This window comes from Pseudomonas sp. CROZ-RG-20F-R04-15 (assembly GCF_022662375.1).
Lineage (GTDB): Bacteria > Pseudomonadota > Gammaproteobacteria > Pseudomonadales > Pseudomonadaceae > Aquipseudomonas.
In genome coordinates this window covers 93,857-117,522 of sequence record NZ_JAKNQL010000016.1, presented here as the reverse complement: position 1 = coordinate 117,522, position 23,666 = coordinate 93,857, and the positions used below count along the sequence as shown (strand labels likewise).

Annotated in this window: 18 protein-coding genes; 14 read left to right on the top strand and 4 right to left on the bottom strand. The window is 58.6% G+C overall.

What is annotated here, in order from left to right; all coding sequences use genetic code 11:
• The first annotated feature begins 123 nt into the window (after positions 1-123).
• Both L8H52_RS21415 and L8H52_RS21410 read left to right on the top strand, forming a co-directional pair.
• A complete protein-coding gene (locus L8H52_RS21415) occupies positions 124-1,908 on the top strand; it encodes an ABC transporter transmembrane domain-containing protein (RefSeq protein WP_242208630.1) in 1,785 nt (594 codons plus the stop codon).
• 57 nt (positions 1,909-1,965) lie between these two features.
• Positions 1,966-2,994, top strand: a complete 1,029-nt coding sequence (locus L8H52_RS21410) for a Fic family protein (protein WP_242208629.1) — start codon at positions 1,966-1,968, stop codon at positions 2,992-2,994.
• Between the two features lie 80 nt (positions 2,995-3,074).
• Here the strand turns inward: L8H52_RS21410 and L8H52_RS21405 are convergent, their stop codons facing one another.
• Positions 3,075-5,003 (bottom strand): transglycosylase SLT domain-containing protein, encoded by a 1,929-nt coding sequence (locus tag L8H52_RS21405; RefSeq protein ID WP_242208628.1) that lies wholly within the window; start codon positions 5,001-5,003, stop codon positions 3,075-3,077.
• A 214-nt stretch (positions 5,004-5,217) separates the two neighbouring features.
• Here L8H52_RS21405 and L8H52_RS21400 point away from each other — a divergent pair, with 214 nt between their 5' ends.
• Positions 5,218-7,140 carry an ATP-binding cassette domain-containing protein gene (locus tag L8H52_RS21400; RefSeq protein WP_242208627.1) on the top strand — a complete coding sequence of 641 codons (1,923 nt, stop codon included), beginning with the start codon at positions 5,218-5,220 and terminating at the stop codon, positions 7,138-7,140.
• Positions 7,141-7,314: 174 nt separating this feature from the next.
• Here L8H52_RS21400 and L8H52_RS21395 read toward each other — a convergent pair whose 3' ends face one another.
• Positions 7,315-7,752, bottom strand: coding sequence for a universal stress protein (locus L8H52_RS21395; RefSeq protein ID WP_242208626.1), 438 nt, complete (start codon positions 7,750-7,752; stop codon positions 7,315-7,317).
• A gap of 103 nt (positions 7,753-7,855) precedes the next feature.
• On the opposite strand from L8H52_RS21395, the gene L8H52_RS21390 reads away from it, so the two are divergent.
• The 7 genes from L8H52_RS21390 (at position 7,856) to L8H52_RS21360 (ending at position 16,257) form a co-directional block, all read left to right on the top strand.
• The gene (locus L8H52_RS21390; protein ID WP_242208625.1) at positions 7,856-8,293 is read left to right on the top strand and encodes a hypothetical protein; all 438 of its coding nucleotides are present in this window, start codon (positions 7,856-7,858) and stop codon (positions 8,291-8,293) included.
• A 518-nt stretch (positions 8,294-8,811) separates the two neighbouring features.
• Complete coding sequence (fadB, locus tag L8H52_RS21385; RefSeq protein ID WP_242208624.1) at positions 8,812-10,959, top strand: fatty acid oxidation complex subunit alpha FadB; 2,148 nt, start codon at positions 8,812-8,814, stop codon at positions 10,957-10,959.
• 32 nt (positions 10,960-10,991) lie between these two features.
• Positions 10,992-12,167, top strand: a complete 1,176-nt coding sequence (gene fadA, locus L8H52_RS21380; protein WP_007910465.1) for an acetyl-CoA C-acyltransferase FadA — start codon at positions 10,992-10,994, stop codon at positions 12,165-12,167.
• 98 nt (positions 12,168-12,265) lie between these two features.
• Positions 12,266-12,502, top strand: coding sequence for a DUF1653 domain-containing protein (locus L8H52_RS21375; protein ID WP_007910467.1), 237 nt, complete (start codon positions 12,266-12,268; stop codon positions 12,500-12,502).
• Positions 12,503-12,616: 114 nt separating this feature from the next.
• The gene (gene topA / locus L8H52_RS21370) at positions 12,617-15,247 is read left to right on the top strand and encodes a type I DNA topoisomerase (RefSeq protein WP_242208623.1); all 2,631 of its coding nucleotides are present in this window, start codon (positions 12,617-12,619) and stop codon (positions 15,245-15,247) included.
• A 145-nt stretch (positions 15,248-15,392) separates the two neighbouring features.
• Positions 15,393-15,917 (top strand): DUF6586 family protein, encoded by a 525-nt coding sequence (locus L8H52_RS21365; protein ID WP_007910470.1) that lies wholly within the window; start codon positions 15,393-15,395, stop codon positions 15,915-15,917.
• A gap of 106 nt (positions 15,918-16,023) precedes the next feature.
• Positions 16,024-16,257: a hypothetical protein gene (locus tag L8H52_RS21360; RefSeq protein WP_003226592.1), complete on the top strand. Its 234-nt coding sequence runs from the start codon at positions 16,024-16,026 to the stop codon at positions 16,255-16,257.
• 94 nt (positions 16,258-16,351) lie between these two features.
• On the opposite strand, the gene sulA is transcribed toward L8H52_RS21360, so the two are convergent.
• Positions 16,352-16,825, bottom strand: a complete 474-nt coding sequence (gene sulA / locus L8H52_RS21355) for an SOS-induced cell division inhibitor SulA (protein ID WP_242208622.1) — start codon at positions 16,823-16,825, stop codon at positions 16,352-16,354.
• 11 nt (positions 16,826-16,836) lie between these two features.
• Positions 16,837-17,445, bottom strand: a complete 609-nt coding sequence (lexA, locus tag L8H52_RS21350; RefSeq protein ID WP_016775490.1) for a transcriptional repressor LexA — start codon at positions 17,443-17,445, stop codon at positions 16,837-16,839.
• 229 nt (positions 17,446-17,674) lie between these two features.
• Between lexA and L8H52_RS21345 the strand changes: the two genes are divergently transcribed.
• The 4 genes from L8H52_RS21345 (at position 17,675) to L8H52_RS21330 (ending at position 23,604) form a co-directional block, all read left to right on the top strand.
• On the top strand, positions 17,675-18,382 hold the full coding sequence (locus L8H52_RS21345) for a TetR/AcrR family transcriptional regulator (RefSeq protein ID WP_007910473.1): 708 nt from the start codon (positions 17,675-17,677) through the stop codon (positions 18,380-18,382).
• Between the two features lie 158 nt (positions 18,383-18,540).
• Entirely contained in the window at positions 18,541-19,551 is a 1,011-nt protein-coding gene (gene nagZ / locus L8H52_RS21340) for a beta-N-acetylhexosaminidase (protein ID WP_242208621.1), read from the top strand.
• A 12-nt stretch (positions 19,552-19,563) separates the two neighbouring features.
• Entirely contained in the window at positions 19,564-20,301 is a 738-nt protein-coding gene (locus L8H52_RS21335) for an S-methyl-5'-thioinosine phosphorylase (protein WP_242208620.1), read from the top strand.
• A gap of 9 nt (positions 20,302-20,310) precedes the next feature.
• Positions 20,311-23,604, top strand: coding sequence for a DEAD/DEAH box helicase (locus L8H52_RS21330; protein ID WP_242208619.1), 3,294 nt, complete (start codon positions 20,311-20,313; stop codon positions 23,602-23,604).
• Positions 23,605-23,666 lie beyond the last annotated feature (62 nt).

Sequence of the window (23,666 nt, the reverse complement as noted above, 5' to 3'; positions counted from 1 at the left end):
TAGACCGATAGCAACTATGGCCTAGTCTTTGGGGGCATATTTAACCTGACTCATTGTGATTTACAGAGTTCCGCCCCAAGAAGGTTTACGCTAGCCCTTTCATCAACACGGATGTGTACCTGAATGACCCCGAAGCTTTCTTCCAGGCACCGGCGCGCCCTGCGTCTGACCAGCCGATTTCTGGCCCCTTATCGCTGGCAGGTCATCGGTGCGCTGCTGGCGTTGATCGTTACCGCTGCCGTCACGCTGTCGATGGGGCAGGGGATCAAACTGTTGGTCGACCGCGGCTTCATGACCCAGTCGCCGCATCAACTCAATCAAAGCATTGGCATTTTCATGTTGATGGTGCTGGGCTTGGCCGTCGGTACGTTCGCGCGGTTTTACTGGGTGTCGTGGATCGGCGAGCGTTGCGTGGCCGATATTCGCCGCGAGGTGTTCAACCATCTGGTTTATCTGCACCCCGGTTTCTATGAGAACAACCGCAGTTCGGAGATCCAGTCGCGGCTGACCGCCGACACAACGCTGCTGCAGTCGGTGATCGGCTCATCGTTGTCGATGTTTCTGCGCAACCTGCTGATGGTCATTGGCGGTGTCATCCTGTTGTTCGTGACCAATGCGAAACTCACCAGCATCGTGGTGATTGCCTTGCCGTTCGTGGTGGCACCGATCCTGATTTTCGGCCGGCGCGTGCGCAATCTGTCGCGATTGAGCCAGGACCGGGTCGCCGATATCGGCAGCTATGTGTCGGAAACCCTCGGCCAGATCAAAACCGTGCAGGCCTACAACCACCAGGTCCAGGATGAGCGCCGTTTTGCGACAACCGTAGAGGATGCCTTCGACACGGCACGCAAACGCATCTTCCAGCGCTCGTGGATGATCACCATGGTGATCGTGCTGGTGCTCGGCGCGGTGGCGGTAATGTTGTGGGTCGGCGGCATGGACGTGATTGCCGGGCGCATCACCGGTGGTGAACTGGCGGCGTTTGTTTTCTACAGTCTGATCGTCGGCAGCGCGATCGGCACCTTGAGTGAGGTGATTGGCGAACTGCAACGCGCGGCAGGTGCCGCCGAGCGCATCGCCGAACTGCTGGGGTCGGAAAACATCATCCAGCCGCCCACCACCGGGCTGGTGACCTTGCCGCAGCGCGTGCGCGGCGAGCTGCAATTGCAGGAAGTGCGGTTTTCCTACCCTTCGCGTCCTGAAAGCTACGCCGTCAACGGCTTGAATCTGACCATCCGGGCCGGAGAGACACTGGCGCTGGTGGGGCCGTCCGGTGCCGGCAAGTCCACCGTGTATGACTTGCTGTTGCGATTTTATGACCCGCTGGAAGGGCAGATCCTCATCGATGGCGTGCCGCTGACCAGCCTTGATCCGCTGGATCTGCGCCGTCACTTCGCTTTGGTCTCGCAGTCGCCGGCGCTGTTTTTCGGCAGCGTTGAAGAGAACATTCGGTACGGCAATCCGGGGGCGACACTGGAGCAAGTCAAGGAAGCGGCAAGAATTGCTCACGCTCACGACTTCATCGAGAAAATGCCCAACGGTTACCAGACTCATCTCGGCGATGGTGGCCTCGGCCTTTCTGGTGGCCAGCGTCAGCGTCTGGCGATCGCCCGGGCGTTACTGGTCGACGCGCCAATCCTGCTGCTGGACGAAGCCACCAGCGCCCTCGATGCGCAGAGCGAACACCTGATTCAGGAAGCGCTGCCGAGCCTGATGCAGAACCGCACCACGCTGGTGATCGCGCATCGACTGGCCACGGTGAAAAACGCTGACCGGATTGCAGTGATGGATCAGGGCAAGCTTGTGGCCATTGGTACTCATCAGGAACTGATTGCCAACAATCCGCTGTATGCACGGTTGGCGGCGTTGCAGTTCAATGATGGAAAAGTAACGGTTGATCAAGTCTGATGAACACTTCTCGTATCGGGCATTATGGCGGCCTGTTTGGAATGCCTGGATGAGGACATGAGCCGTTACCAACCGCCGTTGACCCTAACCACACGAATGATTGCGTTGATCGCCGAAATCAGCGAGCAAATCGGTCAGCTTTCGGCTGGGGGAGATAGTCGGCAGACGCCTCATCTGCGCCGAGGCAATCGTATCCGTACGATTCAGGCCTCTTTGGCAATCGAAAACAATTCATTGAGTGTCGAGCAGGTAACCGCAGTGCTCGCCGGGCAACGGGTTTTAGGTTTGCCCAAGGAAATTCAAGAAGTGCGCAATGCATTTACAGCGTATGAAACCATGCCGCAATGGCAGCCTGACAACCGGGCTGACCTGCTTCAAGCGCATGAGTTGTTGATGCATGGGCTAATTGACGAGTGCGGGCACTTTCGTCGAGCGGGTGTGGGGATTTATCGCGGAGAACAACTGGTTCATATGGCGCCGCCTCCGAGCCGCATATCACCGCTGATGGATGACTTACTGGCATGGCTAGTGCGCTCTGAATGGCATCCGCTGATCATCAGTTGCGTATTCCACTATGAGTTCGAGTTCATCCATCCGTTTGCTGATGGAAACGGGCGAATGGGACGGCTTTGGCAAACATTGATATTGAGCCAATGGCGCCCGGTCCTGGCGTATTTGCCGGTCGAAGCAGTTATTCGAGAAGAGCAGGATGCCTATTACTCTGCCTTGTCTGCTGCTGACCGAAAGGGAGAGTCAACGCCTTTCGTCGAGTACATGCTGCATGCGCTGAATGTTTCGTTGCGTGAAGCCATCGCTAATGAGTCAGCGATCGACCTAGTAACCGACTCAGTAACCGACCTAGTAGCAAGATTATTGTCAACTCTGGGACCCCGTTCTTTGAGGATCAGTGATCTGATGGCAGAGATGAGCCTGGTCCACAAGGCTACGTTCAGATCCAACTATCTCAAGCCGGCCTTAACCGCTGGAATGATCGAAATGACCGATCCTCAATCACCCAAGAATCCAACCCAGAAATATCGGCTTACCCAACTTGGCAAAATGATGGTTAAAAAGTCGCAGTGTTAAGTCCGCAGCCGACAGCTCAATAAAAAATGCCCGTATCTCGCGATACGGGCATTTTTTGTTACTCGGCGTCAGCCGCGTGATCACTGATCATCAAAATACCGCTCATGCCAATCCACCAGCGGCTGCGGCGAGTTGAGCTTCTGGCCGTAGATTACCGAGTACGACAACACGTTCTGCACGTATTGACGGGTTTCGTCGAACGGGATGCTTTCCACCCACACGTCGAAGCTCAGGTGATCGGCGCCGCGCAGCCATTGGCGCACGCGACCCGGTCCGGCGTTGTAGGCGGCGGAGGCGAGGACGCGGTTGCCGTTGAACTGGCTGTGCACCTGGCTCAGGTAAGCGGCGCCGAGCTGGATGTTCTTGTCCGGATCCAGCACCTGTTGCGGCGAGGCCAGCGGGATGCTGAACTTGCGCGCGGTTTCCTTGGCGGTGCCGGGCATCAGTTGCATCAGGCCGCTGGCGCCGACGCCGGAGCGCGCGTCGTCCATGAAGGCGCTTTCCTGGCGGGTGATGGCAAACACCCAGCTCGAATGCAGGCCGCGAACCTTGGCTTCACGCACGAGAGTTTCGCGGTGGGCCATCGGGAAGCGGATATCCAGATCGTCCCAGTACTGCGCCTGACTGATGGTGCGGATCGCCGGGAAGTACCATTTCAGGTCATAAGCCAGTTTCGCCTGGGCAACCATCTCATCGCGGCTGAAATGGCGGCTGACGTGATACCACTCGCGGCGCCCGTCGACGATCTGCCCGCGAGCATGGAATTCCAGCGCGCGGCGTACGCCCGGGGTGTTGCGCACCTTGTTGATCAGCGCCTGGCTGAGCACCAGTGGCTTGTTGTTCAGCGAGTACGGCGATTGCGAGCGGTCGGCGGCGAGGAAACCGTAGAAGTCACGTTCGCGCGCAAGGTTTTTGTACAGCGTTTGCGCTTCCGGGTTCTGCGGCTGGGCCAGTTCCAGACTGCGCGCCTGCCAGTAGCGCCAGCGGTTGGTGGTGGCCAGATCCTGCGGCAACCGGCGGGTCAACTGATAGGCATCGTCCCAGCGGGCCAGACGCAGCAACAGGCGCAGACGCCATTCCGAGACAGTGTTGTCGCGCAGTTCCGGGTCGTATTTGGTCATCACATCCAGCGCGCGGCTGTCGAAACGCCGGGCGAGGGTCAGACCGATTTCCCGGGCGATCGCGACTTTTTCATCGCGGGAGAAGTGCATGCTGCTGGCGTAACCGTCGAGCAGGGCCATGGCCTTGTCCGGGTCCTGACGGGCCAAGCGGCGCAGACCGAGGCTGACCACGTCGGACATCGGCTCATCGGCCGGGGTGAAACGCGAAGGCTGATTGAGCAGCTCGGGTTTCTGCGCGACATCGACCAGCAAACGACCGCGCGGGGCGAGGGTGGTCAAGCCGTTGACCAGGCTGTTAGCCAGTGGATAGTTGCGGGCCTGAGCGGCAAGCTTGGTGCGCTCCCAGCGTTTCTGTTCAGTGAGCTGGCCATCGGCTGCCCAGATGCCGAACAGCGCGTCACACGCGGCGGGTTGTGATTTGCCGGTCAGCCAGAGCTTTTCAGCATTGGCGTACCCCTCGGCCTTATGGTTGCTGCTGATCTGGTACTGCGCGTTGAGGCAGTCCAGTTCAGTGAAGTTGAGTTTCGGGTCGTAATATTTGACGAAGGTTGCCCAGTCACCACGGTCGGCGAGCCAGCGCAACCAGCGCAGCTTCATCCAGTTGGCCTGGGGCAGGTCACCGTGTTCGGCGAGGAACTTCTCGATTTCCGCGTTGCTCGCGGTTTTCAGGCGCGCGGTCAGTTCGTCGTAGGCCAGATACGGTTCCAGCGGATAATCGGCCAGCGCCTGGCTGTAACGGAAATACGGGCCGGTATCACCCTTGGCCAGCGCGCGCTTGGCTTCATCGTAATACTGGCGTTGGGTGGACAGGTCCACCGCCTGGGCGGATTGAACGGCAGCGGCGGTAAGTAGCAAACAGGACAAGACACTGAAAAGGCGACTGCGCATGAGACATCCGGGCAGAGAAATCATGACAAGTGCCGACCTCGGTCAGCACTGAATTGTCTGTAGCTTAGCCTTTTGCCAGCAAGCGGCGAAAGCTTTGCCGGCCTCGCAGCACAAGTTCGCAACAAATGTTGTGCAGAGTGCTTCGACAGACAAATTGCCGGCCTGCTGAAGCCCTAACTCAGGTAGAATGCGCGCCCGGTTTTTGGAGAAGCTCATGACCCTGCTCAAATTCAGCGATGTGTCCCTTGCGTTCGGCGCTATGCCGTTGTTGGACAAGGTGTCCTGGCAGATCGCCCGTGGTGAGCGGGTGTGCATCATCGGCCGCAACGGCACTGGCAAGTCCAGCATGATGAAACTGGTCAAGGGCGACCAGAAGCCCGATGAAGGCTCGGTATGGCGTGCCCCCGGTCTGAAAATTGGCGAATTGCCGCAAGAATTGCCAGTGGCCGACGATCGGACGGTGTTCGACGTGGTCGCTGAAGGCCTTGATGGCGTGGGTGCGTTGCTCGCCGAGTACCATCACCTCGCGCAGAACTGCGTCACGGAAGAAGACCTGAACAAGCTGATGCACGTTCAGCAAGACCTCGAAGCCCGTGATGGCTGGCGCTTGCAGACTCTGGTCGAAAGCACCTTGAGCCGTCTGCAACTGCCGGCCGACAAGACTCTCGCCCAGTTGTCCGGCGGCTGGCGTCGTCGCGTGCTGCTGGCACAGGCGCTGGTGTCCGAGCCGGATCTGCTGCTGCTCGACGAACCAACCAACCACCTGGACATCGGTGCGATTGCCTGGCTCGAAGAAGCCCTGAAAGATTTCCAGGGCGCCGTGCTGTTCATCACGCACGACCGTTCCTTTCTGCAAAACCTCGCCACGCGCATCCTCGAACTGGATCGCGGCGGCCTGATCGACTGGAACGGCGACTACGCCAGTTTCCTTGTGCACAAAGAAGCCGCGCTGGCCGCTGAAGAAACCGCCAACGCGCTGTTCGACAAGAAACTGGCCCAGGAAGAAGTCTGGATCCGCCAGGGCATCAAGGCGCGCCGCACCCGCAACGAAGGCCGCGTCCGCGCCCTGAAAGCCCTGCGCGTTGAGCGTAGCGAACGTCGTGAGCGCACCGGCAAGGCCAACATTCAGCTGGACACTGCCGACAAGTCCGGCAAGCAGGTGATGGTCCTTGAGAACGTGAGTTTCGCTCACCCGGGCGGCCCGTTCCTGATCAAGGACTTCTCGATGGTGCTGACGCGCGGCGACCGTATTGGTCTGCTCGGCGCCAACGGTACCGGCAAGACCACGCTGCTGAAACTGATGCTCAGCGGTCTGCAACCGACCAGCGGCAAAGTGGAAGAGGGCACGCGGATCGACGTGGCTTACTTCGACCAGTTGCGCCATCAGCTGGATCTGGAAAAAACCGTGATCGACAACGTCGCCGAAGGTCGCGACTTCATCGATATCGACGGTCAGAGCCGACACGTGCTGAGCTACCTCGGCGACTTCCTGTTCAGCCCGCAGCGTGCCCGCACGCCAGTCAAGGCGCTGTCGGGTGGCGAGCGTGCGCGCTTGTTGCTGGCCAAACTGTTCAGCAAACCGGCGAACCTGCTGGTACTCGACGAACCGACCAACGACCTCGACGTGGAAACCCTCGAGCTGCTTGAAGAAGTGCTGTTGACCTTTAATGGCACCGTGCTGATGGTCAGCCACGACCGGGCATTCCTCGACAACGTGGTCACCAGTACTCTGGTCTTCGAAGGTGAAGGCAAGGTGCGTGAATACGTCGGTGGTTATCAGGACTGGATCCGTCAGGGCGGTTCGCCGCGTCTGCTGGGCGTAACCGAAAGCAAATCCGGCAAGGCTGACCTGAATTCGGCGGTGGTCACTGCCGAACCTGCTGTGGTTGCCGCGCCTGCGGCGGCTGCCCCGGCCGCCAAGAAGAAGCTCAGCTACAAGCTGCAACGCGAGCTGGAAGCGTTGCCGGGCGATATCGACGCCAAGGAACAGCAGATTGCTGCCGTGGAAGCCGAGATGGCTGAAGCCGGTTTCTATCAGCGTCCTGCGGCTGAAACGGCCAAGGTGATTGCTTCGCTGGAGCAGTTGCAGGCTGAGCTGGATGCGTTGCTGGAGCGTTGGGCCGAGCTGGATGCCTGATTGATCCTGGTGTAAAAAAGCCCGGCGTTCAGTGATGAACGCCGGGCTTTTCATATGTAAACGCAGTTCCCTTGCAGGAGTGAGCCTGCTCGCGAATGCGATGTGTCAGGCGGCATTAATGCTGAATGTGCCGACGCCTTCGCGAGCAGGCTCGCTCCCACAATGATCAGTGTTTCAGCGTTTGACCAGGTGTACCGCTAATACATCGCATGGCGCACCGTGCAGTACGTCATTCGCAGTGGAGCCTAGCAACAAGGCCAGACCGTGACGGCCATGACTGCCGACCACGATCAGATCGCATTGCTGTTCCTTGGCGAAATGATGGATTTCCTGACGCGGCTGGCCGTAGGTCAAATGGCAGTTGGCGCCTTCGAGTTCGGAGTACTTGAGTTTCAGGCGCTCGAGGCGTTCCTTGGCCTGATCGAACTGCTGTTGTTGCAGTTGTGACAGATCCATTGGCACGTCGCCGCCGAACGCCATGGCCATCGGCTCGACAATATGCACCAGCGACAGCTTGGCGTTATTGCTCACCGACAGCTCGCGGGCGCGGTGAATCACAGGGTCGCACTCTTCAGTCAGATCTACGGCGACCAGGATATGGGTGTAGGGCATGAGGTGCTCCTCGTGAGGTTTCAATATTGTTAAGTATGGCTGGTTTCAAGCGCATTGGTTCCAAAGTGACACAATGCGCTCACCAAGAATTGGGAATAGAGATATGACGGTCTGGTTAGTGGTGTCAATCCTGCTGGTGGTTTTAAGTCCGCTGGCGTGGTTGCGCCCATCGCGCGCGCAAAGCGGTCGCATCGCCCTGCGCATGGAGGCGCGGCGCATTGGCCTGGCCATGCAACTGGCGCCTCAGGAATGGCCGCACTGGCTGGTGCAAGAGCCGCCGAATCCTTGTGCGCAATATCATCGGCCACGTCGGAGCAAGCAGCCTGTTTGCTGGACTTATTGGCAGAAATCGCCGGGTGTATGGGTCAATCAGTGGCAGGAAGTCTGCGAGGATCAAACGCTGCTCAATCATTTCGAAAAGTTGCCGGGCAATGTTTTCAAAGTCGAGGCGGACAAGCAGATGATCGCTCTGTATTGGGGCGAGAAGGGCGAAGCCAGTGTTTTGCAGGATATCGACGCCACTCTGAAAGCGCTGGCGTGACGCGTGGACTTTTCGCACTGCAACGGTGTGAAACGTCCGGCAGACGCGCAATAAAAAGCCCGACATGATTCATCGGGCGGGGTTGGCCAGGCAGGCCGGAAACTCTTTTGATGTTGACTCGGTCAGCGACATCTCCGTGCAGTCACTCCAGCGTAGCCCTTTAAACAATGGCTGCGGCGAATTAGGGCGACTTTTCTAACTATTGATTCTATGAATGACTTCACATGCAGATGCGTGTTGCGGGTCTTCGTCCTACAGAAATGACCGCAAAGTCGCTTTTCAACCCGTATTTTGGGCGATTGACAATTGTCGGAAATTCCGTGAAGGTGACGTACCCAAATCAAACGGGCGTATGAATTGAGCGTTTGTCTTACAGACTGCTCCTACAGAATCCCGACTATCGCGTTGGCGGGTGTGCCGGGTGGATTGGCGTTAGCATCGACGAAAAAGCGTCCTGCCGAGCCATTCGCCTGCGTCCGACGTGTACTGTTCAGCTTCCATATCGTGGAGATCAGTTGATGATTTACGAAGGTAAAGCCATCACGGTTAAAGCTCTTGAAAGTGGCATCGTCGAATTGAAATTCGACCTCAAGGGTGAGTCCGTCAACAAGTTCAACCGTCTAACCCTGAACGAACTGCGTCAGGCCGTAGACACCATCAAGGCAGATGCTTCGATCAAGGGCGTGATCGTCAGCAGTGGCAAGGACGTGTTCATCGTCGGCGCCGACATCACCGAATTTGTCGAGAACTTCAAGCTGCCGGATGCCGAGCTGGTTGCTGGCAATCTCGAAGCCAACAAGATCTTCAGCGATTTCGAAGACCTCAACGTTCCGACCGTAGCGGCCATCAATGGCATCGCTTTGGGCGGCGGTCTGGAAATGTGCCTCGCAGCTGACTATCGCGTCATGTCCACCAAGGCCAAAATCGGTCTGCCGGAAGTCAAACTGGGCATCTACCCGGGCTTCGGTGGCACCGTGCGTCTGCCGCGCCTGATCGGTGTCGACAACGCCATCGAGTGGATTGCCTCCGGCAAGGAAAACCGCCCTGAAGACGCCCTGAAAGTCAGCGCCGTCGACGCCGTGGTTGCTCCTGAAAAGCTGCAGGAAGCTGCCCTTGAACTGATCAAACGCGCCATCTCCGGCGAGTTCGACTTCAAGGCCAAGCGTCAGCCGAAACTTGAAAAACTCAAGTTGAACGCCATTGAACAAATGATGGCTTTCGAAACCGCCAAAGGTTTCGTAGCCGGTCAGGCTGGCCCGAACTACCCGGCGCCGGTTGAAGCGATCAAGACCATCCAGAAAGCCGCGAACTTCGGTCGTGACAAGGCACTGGAAGTCGAAGCCGCCGGTTTCGTCAAACTGGCCAAGACCTCTGCCGCGCAGAGCTTGATCGGTCTGTTCCTGAACGATCAGGAACTGAAGAAAAAGGCCAAGGCCTACGACGAAATCGCCAAAGACGTGAAGCAGGCTGCTGTACTGGGCGCCGGCATCATGGGTGGCGGTATCGCCTATCAGTCGGCCTCCAAAGGCACGCCGATCCTGATGAAGGACATCAACGAGCACGGTATCGAGCAGGGTCTGGCCGAAGCCGCCAAACTGCTGGTTGGCCGCGTTGATAAAGGCCGTATGACCGCTGCAAAAATGGCTGAAGTGCTCAACGCCATTCGTCCGACCCTGTCCTACGGCGACTTCGGTCACGTCGATCTGGTTGTCGAAGCTGTGGTCGAGAACCCGAAGGTCAAGCAAGCTGTGCTGGCTGAAGTCGAAGGTCAGGTCAAAGAGGACACCATCCTCGCGTCGAACACCTCGACCATTTCCATCAGCCTGCTGGCCAAAGCCCTCAAGCGTCCGGAAAACTTCGTCGGCATGCACTTCTTCAACCCGGTGCACATGATGCCGCTGGTGGAAGTGATCCGTGGCGAGAAGTCGAGTGAGCTGGCGGTTGCCACCACCGTGGCCTACGCCAAGAAAATGGGCAAGAACCCGATCGTCGTCAACGACTGCCCGGGCTTCCTGGTCAACCGCGTCCTGTTCCCGTACTTCGGCGGTTTCGCCAAACTGGTCAGCGCCGGTGTGGACTTCGTCCGTATCGACAAGGTCATGGAAAAATTCGGCTGGCCGATGGGCCCGGCATACCTGATGGACGTGGTCGGTATCGACACCGGTCACCATGGTCGTGACGTAATGGCTGAAGGCTTCCCGGATCGCATGAAGGATGACCGTCGTTCGGCCATCGACGTGCTGTACGAAGCCAAGCGCCTGGGTCAGAAGAACGGCAAGGGCTTCTACGCCTACGAGGCCGACAAGAAAGGCAAGCAGAAGAAAGTTGCCGATCCGTCGGTACTGGAAGTGCTTAAGCCGATCGTTTACGAGCAGCGCGAAGTCACTGACGAAGACATCATCAACTGGATGATGATCCCGCTGTGCCTGGAAACCGTGCGTTGCCTGGAAGACGGCATCGTTGAAACTGCCGCCGAAGCCGACATGGGTCTGGTCTACGGTATCGGTTTCCCTCCATTCCGTGGCGGTGCGCTGCGCTACATCGATTCGATCGGTGTTGCCGAGTTCGTTGCCCTGGCTGACCAGTACGCTGATTTGGGCGCGCTGTACCACCCGACCGCGAAACTGCGTGAAATGGCCAAAACCGGCCAACGGTTCTTCGGTTAAGCGTCCCAACTTTTGAGCGAGAGTGAAATTTTATGAGCTTGAATCCAAGAGACGTCGTGATTGTCGACTTCGGTCGTACTCCGATGGGCCGCTCCAAGGGCGGCATGCACCGCAACACCCGCGCCGAAGACATGTCGGCGCACCTGATCAGCAAACTGCTGGAACGCAACGCCAAGGTCGATCCTGCTGAAGTCGAGGACGTGATTTGGGGCTGCGTCAACCAGACCCTGGAGCAGGGCTGGAACATCGCGCGCATGGCGTCGCTGATGACCCAGATCCCGCACACTTCGGCCGGCCAGACCGTCAGCCGTCTGTGTGGCTCGTCGATGAGCGCGCTGCACACCGCTGCGCAAGCGATCATGACTGGCAACGGTGACGTGTTCGTGGTTGGTGGCGTCGAGCATATGGGCCACGTGAGCATGATGCACGGTGTCGATCCGAACCCGCACATGTCGCTGTATGCGGCAAAAGCCTCGGGCATGATGGGCCTGACCGCTGAAATGCTCGGCAAAATGCACGGCATCACTCGCGAACAGCAGGACGCTTTTGGCGTGCGCTCCCACCAGTTGGCCCACAAGGCAACCGTGGAAGGCAAGTTCAAAGACGAAATCATCCCGATGCAGGGTTACGACGAGAACGGTTTCCTGAAACTGTTCGACTACGACGAAACCATTCGTCCGGAAACCACCCTGGAAAGTCTGGCGGCCCTCAAGCCTGCCTTCAATCCAAAGGGCGGCACCGTGACTGCCGGTACTTCGTCGCAGATCACCGATGGTGCTTCGTGCATGATCGTGATGTCCGCGCAGCGTGCACAGGATCTGGGTATCCAGCCAATGGCGGTTATCCGTTCGATGGCAGTGGCAGGTGTGGATCCGGCGATCATGGGCTATGGTCCAGTTCCGGCGACACAAAAAGCCCTGAAGCGTGCGGGCCTTGGCATCAACGATATCGACTTCTTCGAGCTCAACGAAGCTTTCGCCGCGCAGGCTCTGCCAGTGCTGAAAGATCTGAAAGTGCTCGACAAGATGAACGAGAAGGTTAACCTGCACGGCGGCGCGATCGCCCTGGGTCACCCGTTCGGCTGCTCCGGTGCCCGTATTTCCGGCACCTTGCTGAACGTGATGAAGCAGAATAGCGGCACCTTCGGGGTGGCCACTATGTGCATTGGTCTCGGCCAAGGCATCTCCACCGTCTTCGAACGCGTTTAAGCGTCTCGATGATGGAAGCCGGGGCCAAGTGCCCCGGTTTTTGTTTTTGTGGATTTATTTTGTTTTTATTTTGAAAAAATTTGAGTGAGGGCCAACACATGCCGATACAACCTGGGCTCTACCAACATTACAAAGGTCCGCAGTACCGCGTATTCAGTGTTGCGCGGCATTCCGAAACCGAAGAAGAAGTGGTCTTTTACCAAGCCCTGTATGGCGATTACGGCTTTTGGGTGCGCCCTCTGAGCATGTTTCTCGAGTCAGTCGAGGTTGACGGCGAGCAGGTGCCACGCTTTGCTTTGGTGCAAGCCGAACCAAGCCTTTTTTCCAAGGCATAAGGCGAGTGCGCACAGAACCCTGTGCTTGACCTCACCTTGTATCAACTATATATAGCGGTGCCGCGTCAGGCGCCAACCGCCTTTCACTTCTAGAATTCAGGAATTTTCTGATCCATGGGCAAATCGCTGGTCATTGTGGAATCCCCGGCTAAGGCCAAGACCATCAACAAGTATCTGGGTAACCAATACGTGGTGAAGTCGAGTATCGGCCATATCCGAGACCTGCCCACCAGCGGTTCGGCTAGCGCCAGCAAAGAGCCAGCCGCCAAGCGCGGCAAGGCTGCTGCGGGCGAAGGTCCGGTGCTCTCGCCGAAAGAGAAAGCGCGCAAGCAGCTGGTCTCGCGTATGGGGGTCGATCCCGATCATGGCTGGAAAGCCAAGTACGAGATCCTCCCGGGTAAAGAGAAGGTCATCGAAGAGCTGCGCCGGCTCGCCAAAGATGCTGACACCATCTATCTCGCAACCGACTTGGATCGCGAGGGGGAAGCCATTGCCTGGCACCTGCGCGAAGCCATCGGCGGTGACGACAGCCGTTACAAGCGCGTGGTGTTCAACGAAATTACCAAGAAGGCGATTCAGGAAGCCTTTTCCCAGCCGGGCGAGCTGGACATTGATCGTGTCAACGCTCAACAGGCGCGTCGTTTCCTCGACCGCGTTGTGGGTTACATGGTCTCGCCGCTGCTGTGGGCGAAGATCGCCCGTGGCTTGTCCGCCGGTCGTGTGCAATCGGTAGCCGTGAAGCTGGTGGTTGAGCGTGAGCGCGAAATTCGTGCGTTCAACCCGGAAGAGTACTGGGAAGTGCATGCCGATCTCGGCACCGCCAAAGGCTCGACCGTGCGTTTCGAAGTGGCTCGCGAGAAAGGCGAAGCCTTCAAGCCGCTTAACGAAGCGCAGGCCATGGCCGCGCTGGAGAAGCTCAAGTCTTCCAGCTACAGCATCGTCAAGCGCGAAGACAAGCCGACCAGCAGCAAGCCGTCGGCGCCGTTCATCACGTCCACTTTGCAACAGGCTGCGAGCAACCGCCTGGGCTTCGGCGTGAAGAAAACCATGATGATGGCCCAGCGTCTGTACGAAGCCGGCTATATCACTTATATGCGTACCGACTCGACCAACCTCTCGGCTGACGCCGTGGCGATGGCGCGCACTTACATTGAAGACGAGTTCGGCAAGAAGTACCTGCCGGAAACGCCAAATGTCTACAGCAGCAAGGAAGGCGCACAAGAGGCTCACGAAGCGATTCGTCCGTCCGACGCCAACACCATTCCGAGCAAGCTGACGGGCATGGAGCGTGACGCTGAGCGTCTCTACGAGCTGATCTGGCGCCAGTTCCTCGCTTGCCAGATGCTCCCGGCACAATATCTGTCGACCACCGTCAGCGTAGGCGCTGGCGACTTCGAGCTGCGCGCCAAGGGCCGTATCCTCAAGTTCGACGGTTATACCCGAGTCATGCCACAAATTGCCAAGCCGGGCGATGACGACGTTCTGCCTGATATGGCGCAGGGCGACGTGATGAAGCTGATCAAGCTCGATCCGTCCCAGCACTTCACCAAGCCGCCGGCGCGTTACTCGGAAGCCAGCCTGGTTAAAGAAATGGAAAAACGTGGCATCGGTCGTCCTTCGACTTACGCTGCGATCATTTCGACCATTCAGGATCGTGGCTACGTGACCCTGCACAACCGTCGTTTCTACTCGGAAAAGATGGGCGACATCGTCACCGAGCGTCTGTCGGAAAGCTTCTCCAATCTCATGGACTACGGCTTCACCGCCGGCATGGAAGAGAATCTCGATGACGTGGCTCAAGGCGAGCGCGACTGGAAAAACGTGCTGGATGAGTTCTACGGTGACTTCAAGAAGAAGCTTGAAGTGGCGGAGAATCCGGACAGCGGCATGCGTGCCAACCAGCCGGTGATGACCGATATTCCGTGCACGACCTGTGGTCGTCCGATGCAGATTCGTACGGCGTCGACCGGCGTGTTCCTCGGTTGCTCGGGCTACAGCCTGCCGCCGAAAGAGCGCTGCAAGGCCACCGTCAACCTGGTGCCGGGCGACGAAATCGCTGCGGACGACGAGGGCGAGTCGGAATCGCTGGTATTGCGTGGCAAGCATCGCTGCCCGATCTGCAGCACGGCGATGGACGCTTACCTGCTCGATGAGAAGCGCAAGCTGCACATCTGCGGTAACAACCCGGATTGCGCGGGCTACGAAATCGAAGAAGGCAGCTATCGCATCAAGGGCTATGAAGGTCCGAGCCTTGAATGCGACAAGTGTGGCAGCGAGATGCAGCTCAAGACCGGCCGTTTTGGCAAGTTCTTCGGTTGCACCAATCCGACCTGCAAGAACACCCGCAAACTGCTGAAGAGCGGTGACGCGGCGCCGCCGAAGATGGATCCGGTGAAGATGCCTGAGCTGAAATGCGAAAAGGTCAACGACACCTATATCCTGCGTGACGGTGCGTCTGGTCTGTTCCTGGCGGCCAGTCAGTTCCCGAAAAACCGTGAGACCCGTGCTCCGCTGGTGATCGAGATTCTGCCGCACAAGGATGAGATCGATCCGAAGTACCACTTCCTGTGCGAAGCGCCACAGAAGGACCCTGACGGTCTGCCAGCGGTGATTCGCTACAGCCGCAAGACCAAGGAGCAATACGTGCAGACCGAAGTCGACGGCAAGCCTACCGGATGGAAGGCCTACTACGACGGCGGCAAGTGGACGGTTGAAGACAAGCGCACGAAGGCCAAGGCTGAGTAAACGTTAGTCCGTCACTGCAAAAGGCCGCATGAACACCCTCGGGTTTTCATGCGGCCTTTTTGTTTTCTGCTTGCGGTGGGATCGGCTGATCCATGACACTGTCCGGCCTGTGTGAAGCAATTATTTCGTTGTGGAGAGCGCCGTCATGGCTCACGAACTCTATACCCGTACCAATCAGAAGATCTATTTCGCCGGCCTGTCGCTGGAAGCTCTGGCTCGCGCTGAAGAAGGCCGGGCGATGAACTCTCTGGCGCTGATTCAGGCTGGTCGTGAATCGGCTTTGTTCCATCTCTACGGTGCCTTGCTGGGCCTTTGTCATGAGATCGCTGGCTTCTATCGTCTGCCGCAGGCGAATGCGCCACGGGCAGAGATGCTGTTAACGCGTGAAGTCCTGGAGTCGATTGCTATCCCTGAGCTGGCTGAGATGGTTGAGCTAGCGGGTAACTCCGAGACATGGCTGGCTAAATTGCTGGCTGCGCATTCGGCACTGTTTCAACCGCCACGGGTGCCGCACAAACCCAAGGGAGATGTAACACAGCCGTTGATTCAAGCGATCAATCTGGATGAGGAAGAAGCGCCAGAAGAGTTGAGTCGAGAGGAGCTGGAGAGCTGGCGGCAGAATCTGAAAGGCTTGGCCATTCGTTTCCGCGAAGGCTTGAACGAGTGCTGAGGACAATTGACACGGTGGCAATCTGAAACATGCTGCTGGTCAAGATCCCGAGCGAAGCCTGAATGATGTCTATATAATCCCTGCCTTTCGTGGAGAACAGACCTATATGCCAACGTCCTTTCTAGAAATTGTCGAGTTACCAGACGGCCGAATCGAGCTGCGCAGGGCCGAGGACGAAGGTTCTCTGGTGACGCTGGATTTCTCCGAGGATGCCAAGGCGTTCCTGCAAGGTCAGCATGTGGAAATCGCCAAGGCGATGTTAAGCGTCGGCGTGCAGATGGCCGGACGTATGGTCGAAGGCGAGTTCGATAAGGAAGAGGGGCCGCGGGTTCTTCATTGATCCCCGTCTTTTTTCTTTTAGACGTTACCGCTTCAGATCGGCTTCTCTGTCCTTGGAGAAGCCCTGCGCTTCACACAGCGCGTATTGCCAACAATCAACCTAAACGAATGTTCAGACTCTGAGCATCGCCTGTGCGTGCGGCGCTGATCAGTTGTTGCCGCGCGTTCGCGTTCAGCGGGTTGAGCCAGGTGACGACGGTGTGACTGCGACCCAATCTTAGAGCTTCGCATGCCAGTTGCTGAGCGCTTTGCGTGCCCCGTGGTTGCAGCAGAAGAATGCGTTCGCGGTTCAGGCCGGCATCCCGCAGCCAGGTTTGGGTAAGGCTGGCAGGCGGTGCAATCAGTGTCAGCCAGCGCGCGTCCTGATCTTCACTGAGTTCGCGAAGGATCGGGGCGAGCAGGCTCAGGCAGTTCCCGGCCGCACCACGCAGTGACAGCTCACTGAATACTTCGGGTTCGGCATTCCATGGGCGCTCGACGACCTCTTTGAGGGTCGGCGCCATCGGTTGCGCCAGAAACGCTTCGAATAAAGGCAGTTGTGTTTGCTGAGGTGTGTGTGGGAACTGCATAAAGCCTCCTTTTAGCGGCGGATTACGCCGACACTCAAACCTTCGATCACCAGTTCCTGATCTTTCAGGTCGACTTCGATAGGGGCGAACTCGGGGTTTTCGGCAATCAGCCAGACCTTGCTGCCTTCACGCTTGAAGCGTTTGACCGTCACTTCGTCGCCGATGCGAGCGACGACAACCTGACCATTACGTGCTTCGCGAGTGGTGTGCACGGCGAGAAGGTCGCCGTCGAAAATACCGATGTCCTTCATGCTCATGCCGTGTACACGCAACAGATAGTCGGCACGAGGGTGAAAGAAGGTTGGATTGATGTTGCAGGATTCTTCGATGTGCTGTTGGGCGAGGATTGGCGCGCCGGCAGCGACCCGGCCAATGATCGGCAGGGTAGAGTCGTCGGCTTTGGCTTCGAAACCCGGAATGCGAATACCGCGAGAAGCGCCAGGGGTCATCTCGATGGCGCCTTTTCGGGCCAGCGCCTTGAGATGTTCTTCAGCCGCGTTCGGTGACTTGAAACCCAGTTCCTGAGCGATTTCCGCACGGGTTGGCGGATAACCGTTGTCTTCGAGGCAACGTTTGATAAAGGCCAGAATCTCGGCTTGGCGTGGCGTCAGCTTTAGCATATTGATCGCTCTGTCTTTCTATACAGTGACTGGGATTATATACAGTGAAACGGTCTTGGCAATGCCCGTTTTTTTGCCTGCCGCCGGACGGTCGGCAGTGCTGCTTATAAAAGCGCCGGGCTTGTGTGGTTAAATAGCTGACCGACCATTCCCAAAACGAACTGGCAGGCTTGACAAGGCACAGGCTGAAACGTATGTTTCAAACAAGTGTTTGTCAGGCGGAGTAGCCATGGCCCAGTCGGAAACCGTTGAACGCATTCTTGATGCTGCCGAGCAGTTGTTCGCGGAGAAAGGTTTCGCTGAAACCTCATTGCGTTTGATCACCAGCAAGGCTGGCGTCAACCTGGCAGCGGTGAACTATCATTTCGGCTCGAAAAAAGCCCTGATCCAGGCGGTTTTTTCGCGCTTCCTCGGGCCGTTCTGCATCAGTCTCGATAAAGAGCTGGAGCGCCGTCAGGCCAAGCCTGAAAACAAGCCGACTCTTGAAGAGCTTTTGGAAATCCTCGTCGAGCAAGCCCTCGTGGTTCAGCCACGCAGCGGCAACGACCTGTCGATCTTCATGCGTTTGCTCGGCCTCGCGTTCAGCCAGAGCCAGGGCCACTTGCGTCGTTATCTGGAAGACATGTACGGCAAGGTGTTCCGTCGCTACATGTTGCTGGTCAACGAAGCTGCGCCACGCATTCCGCCGATCGAGCTGTTCTGGCGCGTGCACTTCATGCTCGGTGCTGCCGCGTTCAGCATGTCCGGCATCAAGGCTTTGCGCGCGATCGCCGAGACCGATTTCGGCGTCAATACCTCCATCGAGCAAGTCATGCGCCTGATGGTGCCGTTCCTCGCAGCAGGCATGCGTGCCGAAACCGGTGTCACCGACGCGGCAATGGCCACTGCACAACTGCGTCCACGCAGCAAATCAACGCCGGTCGCCGCCAAGGTTTAACCGCGCACGGGTGGGCGCGGCAGCTTGTATCCGCTAAGCTAGCCGCCCATGCCGACTCTCGTTTTGAACCCGATCCTCATAGAAATTGCCGACCTGCCGAGCATTGCTCACGGTAGCGATTTGCTGCGGATCGGGTTTTTCGTTTTCAAGGAATCTCTATGACTGCTGGCCTGCAAGGCTCGTTGATGGTGGACGTCGCCGGTACCTGGCTGACGGCCGAAGATCGCCAATTGTTGCGTCAGCCCGAAGTGGGCGGCCTGATCATTTTCGCGCGCAACATCGAGCATCCGCGCCAAGTGCGTGAGCTCAGCGCGGCGATTCGGGCGATTCGTCCGGATCTGCTGCTGGCGGTGGATCAAGAGGGCGGTCGCGTGCAGCGCCTGCGTCAGGGCTTTGTGCGTCTGCCGGCCATGCGTGCCATCGCCGATAACCCGAATGCCGAATACCTCGCCGAGCAATGCGGCTGGATCATGGCCACCGAAGTACTCGCGGTCGGGCTCGACCTGAGCTTCGCCCCGGTGCTCGATCTGGATTACCAGCGCAGCGCCGTGGTTGGCACCCGTTCGTTCGAAGGTGATCCCGAGCGCGCGGCACTGCTCGCCGGAGCGTTCATTCGCGGCATGAACAGCGCCGGCATGGCGGCCACCGGCAAACACTTCCCTGGCCACGGCTGGGCAGAAGCGGATTCCCATGTCGCGATCCCCAACGACGAGCGCAGCCTCGACGAGATCCGCGCCAACGACCTCGTACCGTTCGCCAGACTCAGTAAACAACTGGCCGCGATCATGCCAGCGCACGTCATCTATCCGCAGGTGGATTCGCAGCCAGCCGGTTTCTCCCGTCGCTGGTTGCAGGACATCCTGCGTGGCGAGTTGCAGTTTGACGGCGTGATCTTCAGCGACGACCTGTCGATGGCCGGCGCCCACGTGGTCGGCGACGCCGCCAGCCGCATCGAAGCTGCGCTCACTGCCGGCTGCGACATGGGCCTGGTGTGCAACGACCGCGCCGCTGCCGAACTTGCCCTGAGCGCCGCGCAACGGATGAAGGTCAAGCCCTCCGCGCGAATTGCGCGCATGCGCGGTCAGGCCATTGCCAGCACCGAATATCGCCAGGATCCGCGCTGGCTCACCGCCATCGGCGCGCTCAAAGACGCTCAACTGATCGATTAAGGATTTTTCGCTATGACCGTTTACGCAATCATCGGTGGCACCGGCCTGACCCAGCTCGAAGGCTTGACCATTCGCCAGTCGCTGGCAGTCGACACGCCTTACGGCGCGCCATCGGCCGACGTGCAAATTGGCGAATACGCCGGCAAGGAAGTGCTGTTCCTCGCTCGTCACGGCCACCCGCATCGCTTTCCGCCGCACAAGGTCAACTACCGCGCCAACCTGTGGGCGCTGAAGCAGGCCGGCGCCGAAGCGATCATCGCGGTAAATGCTGTCGGCGGGATTCACCCGGCAATGGGCACTGGTCATTTCTGCGTGCCACATCAGATCGTCGACTACACCAGCGGTCGCGAGCACACCTATTTCGCCGATGATCTGGAGCACGTCACCCACATCGACTTCAGCTTTCCCTACAGCGAGCCGCTGCGTCAGCAATTGATCGCCGCTGTGGCTGCCGAGGGTTGCGAATACAGCGAGCAAGGCGTGTACGCCTGCACCCAGGGCCCGCGCCTTGAAACGGTTGCCGAGATCGTGCGGCTGGAGCGCGATGGCTGCGACATCGTCGGCATGACCGGCATGCCGGAAGCGGCGCTGGCCCGGGAACTGGATCTGGATTACGCCTGTCTGGCGCTGGTAGTGAACCCGGCAGCGGGCAAGACCACCGAAGTGATCACCATGGCCGAGATCGAGCAGGCGCTGCATGACGGCATGGGTAAGGTGAAGTCGACGTTGGCGCGGGTGTTGGCCAGCTAAGGACTGCCCATGAGCATTTTCATCGAACGGCTTAAGTCGTTGGCCTGGACCCGGGCATTCACTGGCAGCGCGCTGTCCAAGGCCCGTGCTTATGCCGCCGAAGATCGGGTAGAGATCATCGAGATCGATGACAGAAAGATCGAGGCGTTCTGCGTCGGTTCAGAAGATCGAGCGTATGAACAAACCATTTACCTGTCCGAAGATCGGCTGGGTTCCGTCAACTTGCGTTGCCTGTGCACCTGTCCTGTCTCCATCGACTGCAAACACTGCGCTGCGGTGCTCTATCACCTGCAGGGCAGTGATCATGAAGCGTCCGAAAGTGAGGCACAGACCCCGTTGGGTCGGGCGCTTGAACATTGGCTTTCGACAATTCCGGTGCCGGCCAAGCCCGCCGAAGAAGGCGCGCAAACCGCAGGCACGCGCCTGTTTTACAAGCTCAAGCCAACGTCAGTGAGCGGCAAGTGGCTGCTTGATATTTTCAAGGTTTCCCAGCTCAAGAGCGGCGAGTTACGCGAAGTCAAACCGATGTACTCGCTGGCAGAAATGCTCATGCGTCAGCCCGGCTACCTGTCCGAGCTGGATCTGCGCGTCGCCAGGCTGCTGGTTGCCATGCACTCCCATCACGCCTATTACAGCGGCTATCCGCTGGAAGGCAGCAGCGGCGCCGAACTGCTGGACATGCTCCTGCGCACCTCGCGGCTGTTCCTCGATTTCGAGGATCTGCGCCCGTTGGTGTCGGGCGCGAAACGCATCGGCCAGTTCGCCTGGGCCGAGCAGGCCGACGGCGGGTTCCGCGCGCAGTGGAGCAGTGCCGAGGCGGCGCAAGAAACCGTGCTGGCGCTGGAGCCGCTTTATTACCTGGATCGTGAACAGCGGCAGATTGGCCCTCTGTTCAATGAACTGGAAGAAAAACTGGCCAGCCATTTGACGCTGGCGCCGGACATTCCGGCGCGTCAGGCCATGCAGTTCAGCCATCGCATGAGCGCCGCGACGAGAATCCCGCCGCCCCACCAACTGACCGAACGAATCATCGACGACGTACTTCCGCAGCCGCAACTCACCCTCGTCAGCGGTCGGGAGCGCTCGCGCTGGGAATACATTCTTGAGCATCGCGCCGCCCTGGTGTTTACCTACAACGGCCAGCCGACGGTGGATCGCAATCCGGAAGTGATGATCCTCGACGGCACCGAAACCCAGCGCATTCAACGCCAGCCTGCGGTGGAAAAGAAACTGCGCCAGATCCTGCAAAAGCTCGGCTTCAAGAAAGCCACGCGCAAGAGCTCGCTGGATCGTCCCGGCGAGATGTTCACGTTGCCGGATGATTCCGCCTGGCTCGGGTTTATGCACGAAGGGCTTGCCACGTTGCGCGCCTCGAACTGGGAAGTGGAGATGAGTCCCGGCTTTCATTTCAATGTGCAACCGGTTGAGCATTGGTACGCCGAGGTCGAAGAAGAGGCTGGGCATCAGTGGTTTGATTTGCAGTTGGGTATCGTCGTCAATGGCCAGCGCTACAGCTTGCTGCCGATCCTTCTGCACTTGTTGCGCACGCAGCCGCGCTTGCTTGACCCGGTCGATCTGGCTCAACGCGGCGATGACGAAAAACTCCTGATCGAACTCAAGCCCAGCGGTTTTGGCGACCCTTCAGGCGCCAAGGTCGCGCTGCCGCTGAGTCGTGTCAAACCGCTGATGGCCACGCTGGGCGAGTTGTACCTGGGCGGTCATCAGGGCGATGCACTGCGCTTGAGTGTCCCGGATGCCGCGCGCTTGAGTATGCTCGATGGCGTGCCGCTGGATTGGCAGGGGGGAGAGCGGCTACGCACCTTCGCCAAGCGCTTGCAGAATTCCATTCACACCCAGGTCGTTGCGCCGGCCGGCCTTAACGCGCAACTGCGCCCCTATCAGCTCGAAGGCCTGAACTGGATGCAGACCCTGCGCGAGCTTGAGGTCGGCGGCATTCTGGGCGATGACATGGGGCTGGGCAAAACACTGCAGACCTTGGCGCATCTGCTCACGGAAAAACACGCCGGTCGCCTTGATTGTCCGGCTCTGGCGGTGATGCCGACCAGCCTGATTCCCAACTGGCTCGACGAGGCCGAGCGTTTTACCCCCCAGTTGAAAGTATTGGCGCTGCACGGCACGGGGCGGCAAAAGGATTTCGCTAATCTGGCCGAGTACGATCTGGTGCTGACCACTTACGCGTTGCTGCCGAGGGATCTGGAGACCTTGCAGCCACAGACGTGGAGCGTGCTGATTCTCGACGAAGCGCAGAACATCAAGAACCCGCTCAGCAAAGCCGCGCAGGCCGCACGCGACTTGCAGGCCCGCCAGCGCTTGTGCCTGAGCGGCACGCCATTGGAAAACCACTTGGGCGAGCTGTGGTCGCAGTTTCATTTCCTCATGCCCGGTTGGCTCGGCGACAGCAAGTCCTTCAATCGCGATTACCGCACGCCAATCGAGAAGCACGGCAATGTTCAGCGCATGCAGCACCTGACAGCGCGCATCAAGCCGTTTTTGCTGCGCCGCAAAAAGGACCAGGTCGCCACCGAGTTGCCACCGAAAACCGAAATTGTCCATTGGGTGGATCTCAGCGACGGCCAGCGCGATGTCTATGAAACGGTTCGCGTGGCGATGGACAAGAAAGTCCGCGACGAAATTGCCCGCAGTGGTGTGGCGCGCAGTCAGATCATCATTCTCGATGCCTTGCTCAAGCTGCGGCAGGTCTGTTGCGACTTGCGCCTGATCAAGATGCCGATGACAGCAAAGGCGCTGCGCTCCGGCAGTGGCAAGCTGGTCAGCCTGATGGAGATGCTTGAAGAGCTGCTCGGCGAAGGTCGTCGGATCCTGTTGTTTTCGCAGTTCACCTCGATGCTCGCGTTGATCGAGCAAGAGTTGCAGCAACGTGACATTGCCTATTCGCTGCTGACCGGTGAAACCACGGATCGACGCACGCCGGTAAAGGATTTTCAGGGTGGCAAGGTGCCGTTGTTTCTGATCAGTCTCAAGGCGGGTGGTACCGGTTTGAACCTGACCGCTGCGGACACGGTGATCCACTTTGACCCTTGGTGGAACCCGGCGGTGGAGAATCAGGCAACCGATCGTGCGTATCGAATCGGGCAAAACAACCCGGTGTTCGTTTACAAGCTGATCGCTCGCGGCACAGTAGAGGAAAAAATACAGGCGTTGCAGCAGGAGAAAGCAGCGTTGGCCGGGGCGGTGCTTGAAGGCGGGACGACAGGTGGCTGGAAGCTGGAGCAGACTGACATTGAGGCGCTGTTTGCACCATTGCCGGTTTCCAAGGATTGAGCCTGGGTTTTAACCGTTAGACCGAGGTGAGCCATTCGCGAGCAGGCTCGCTCCCACATTAG